This is a genomic window from Streptococcus sp. 3167, assembly GCF_013277175.1.
Classification (GTDB): Bacteria; Bacillota; Bacilli; order Lactobacillales; family Streptococcaceae; genus Streptococcus; species Streptococcus pseudopneumoniae.
This window is the reverse complement of sequence record NZ_VMML01000118.1, coordinates 1-1110: the sequence shown is the minus strand read 5'-3', so window position 1 is coordinate 1110 and position 1110 is coordinate 1. Positions and strand designations below refer to the sequence as shown.

2 protein-coding genes are annotated in these 1110 nt (G+C 44.9%); both read right to left on the bottom strand.

Annotated features, from left to right (window positions below):
- Positions 1 to 713, bottom strand: a 713-nt coding sequence (locus HT678_RS11215) for an N-acetylmuramoyl-L-alanine amidase family protein (RefSeq protein WP_172925061.1), incomplete at its 3' end; no start/stop codon positions are given.
- Positions 713 to 1048, bottom strand: coding sequence for a phage holin (locus HT678_RS11210; RefSeq protein ID WP_172925059.1), 336 nt, complete (start codon positions 1046 to 1048; stop codon positions 713 to 715). The genes HT678_RS11215 and HT678_RS11210, both read right to left, overlap by 1 nt.
- Between the last annotated feature and the right edge of the window lie 62 nt (positions 1049 to 1110).

Genomic DNA, 1110 nt, shown 5'->3' with positions numbered 1-1110 from the left:
GCCATTTCACCTGACTGGTTAAACCAGTACCAGTTGCCGTCTGTGTGCTTCTTCCAGCGGTTCGCAAGCATATAGCCTGAGCCGTCGAAGTAATACCAGGTGCCGTTGACCTTCTCAAACTTGTCTTTTGGATAAGAGCCGTCTGAGTGTACATACCAATAGCCTGTATCGTTCTTCTTCCAACCTGTTTCAATTGTCAAGCCACTTTCAATATCCTGCTTGAACTGTTCACGGCTAATGCCCCATTTGGCTAGATATGGATACGGGTCAACGTGGTCTGAATGATTGTCTGGTTGGTTATTGGTACAGTATTCATGTGTTTTGATACCTTCCAAACTGCTTGTATCAAGCGTTTTCGGCAAACCTGCTTCATCTGCTAGATTGCGTAAGAGTTCGATATAGAGACGGTAGTCCGTCATGAACTCTTCTTTAGTTGAATGGCTTTCAATCAATTCAACTGCCGCATAGCTTTCCGCATTCCAACCGCCGCCTACATCCCAAGAGCCCTTGTTTACAGGGCCTACTTGCAGGACACGACCGTTACCAACGACATGAGAGAAGAAACCAAGCTCAGGGTTCTTTCTGTAGTGGTAGTCTGCCTCATTTTGAGCGGTAGAATTACGGTTCCCCGTAGAGTGAGCGTGCACTTGTCGATATGGCGCATAGCCTACTTGTGGCAAGCCTGTACGTAGTCTGCTTGTATCGATATCCATTACTCTTGTCCTTTCCAAGCGTCGTTCATCTGCTTCACTGCGGACTCCACAAAGGTATCCAAGTCCTTATTGGTCATACTGATGTTATATTTGGTCAGCTCTGCACGGATTTTAGCACGAGCCTGTGCCAATTTTTCATCACCTTTATAACCTGTCTCAGCAGCCACCTGCTCAACGGCATGAACTGCGTTCTTGGCTAGGATTTCAGCGATAATAACCGCTTTTTCTCCGCCTTTTCGCAAAAGATAGTCTTTCACCATTTTCACGATACTGCCTACTGCTACTGCTAAAAAGCCTGTCGCAAAAGCGATAATAAATTCATTAAATTGTGTCATGTGTTGTTTCCTTTCTATTCTCTATAAAACTTAACATTAACGCTACCTATATACTCCCTTAA

Coding starts and splice junctions, on each gene's coding strand:
- HT678_RS11210 (WP_172925059.1), bottom strand. CDS start 1,048: ATGACACAATTTAATGAATTTATTATCGCTTTTGCGACAGGCTTTTTA.